Annotated in this window: 1 protein-coding gene; it reads left to right on the forward strand. The window is 67.5% G+C overall.

The genetic code is table 11. The annotated features are described in order from the left end of the window. The first annotated feature begins 432 nt into the window (after positions 1-432). Entirely contained in the window at positions 433-1,683 is a 1,251-nt protein-coding gene (locus tag ACWIGU_RS44835) for an MFS transporter (protein WP_454407709.1), read from the forward strand. The last annotated feature ends 122 nt before the right edge of the window (positions 1,684-1,805 follow it).

The raw sequence follows: 1,805 nt of genomic DNA on the forward strand, positions 1-1,805 counted from the left end.
CCGCTACGAGAAACGGGCCTACATCTACCTCGGCACCGTCACACTCGCAGCACTCCTGATCTGGCTACGCACATGATCCGAGAAACAGTTCCTAGTTCGGTCGTGGCGTTGGGTGAAACACCGCCGGCCGCCGCACAGAGCGCGTTCCAGGTAAGTAGTCGGCATTCCGCAGCCTCCTCGCGGCCCCCCTTGTCTCCCAGGTCAGAGGGCCTACGTGGGGGGTCGCAACTACCGCACCCGACGCGACCCAGGACGCGATCCAGGGTGCGACCCGGAGAGCGACCCAGGCCGCGACCTAGGTGGTGTCTTCAAAACTTGCGCATTCGCAGGCGTGCTGAGCTTCTCGAACATATTCCGTTGACCGAGGGCCCCCGGCGCACGAGAGTGTCTCCTCTGACCGGCGTCAACGGCATACGTGGGGGAGGCTGAGCAGTGGCCGGCTCGGACATGGCCCGTGACCTGCACGTCAAGGAGAGCCCGTCAGATCCGCCGCTGTGGACAGCGGACTTCCAGCTGTTCTTCGCCGCCCGCACCACCTCTCTGCTGGGCGACGCGATGCTTCCCGTCGCCACCACGGCCGCCGTGATCCGGGCAGGTTACGGGGCGAGTGGCGTGGGCTATGCGCTCGCCGCGCTCATAGCGCCGTTCGCAGCACTGATCATCTTCGGCGGGGTGCTGTCCGACCGCTACGGCGCCCGACGGCTGATGGTCGTCTCGGACACCGCCCGGCTGTGCTTCCAGGCGGTGCTGGCGCTGCTGTTCCTGCTGGGTACGCCGCAGCTGTGGCAGATCCTGGTGCTGCTGGCCCTGGTCGGGGCGGGCAGCGCGATTTTCCAGCCCGGAGTCGCCAGCATCACCCCGCGCATAGCCCAGGACGTGCAGAAGGCGAACGCCACCCTCCGCATATCGGAGTCCATCACTGCCGTGATCGGCCCGTCGCTGGCCGGCCTGCTGCTGGCGGTCGCCTCTCCTGCGGCGGTGATCGCCCTCGATGCCTTGTCCTTCGCGGTCAGCGGTGTCTGCCTGTTCCTCCTCCGCTCGATTCCGATGGGCCCATTCGGGCGGGACGGCGCGTCGTCGTTCCGGGCCGATCTCGTCGAGGGGTGGCGGGAGTTCCGGGCCAGGACCTGGCTGTGGAGCGTCATCGTCGTCTACATGTTCTGGCAGCTGGCCGGGGCCGGTCCCGCCATGACTCTCGGCTACAGCACGCTCGTCACGGACTACGGAGCGTCGACGTTCGGGCTGGTCATGTCGGCCCTCGGGGCGGGCAGCGTGCTGGGCGGAATCATCGCGATCAGGCTCCGCCCGCGGTATCCGCTCCGGGCTGGCGCCCTCTCCATGATCGTCTGGACGCTCATGCCGTTGGGGGTCGCTCTCGGTCTTCCCGCGCCGCTCATCGCCGGATGCTATGCGGTGAGCGGTGTGGGTATGGCGTTCTGGATCGTCATGTTCCACACCAGCGTGCAGACACATATACCGCAGGATGTGCTCGGCCGGGTGCACGCCTACGACGCGGCCGGCTCACTGGTGATGAAGCCGATCGGGCAGGCGGTGGCGGGGCCGCTCGCGGTCGTCGTGGGCACGGTGCCGCTGTTGGGGGTGTCCGCGGGGATGGCGCTCGTCACCTGCGCCCTGTTGTTGGCGATTCCTGCCGTGCGGGGCCTGCAGCGCGTGGAGCGCTGAGCCGCCCGATCCTCTCTAGCTTGATCTTTAACCTGTGCGGCGTGGTCGTGGGGTGGTTGACTTCGTCGTTCTCTTTTTCGCTGCCGCTGTTTTGCGGGGTGTGTGCACGTCGTGGCGGGGTG

Source organism: Streptomyces sp. NPDC055400 (assembly GCF_053644375.1).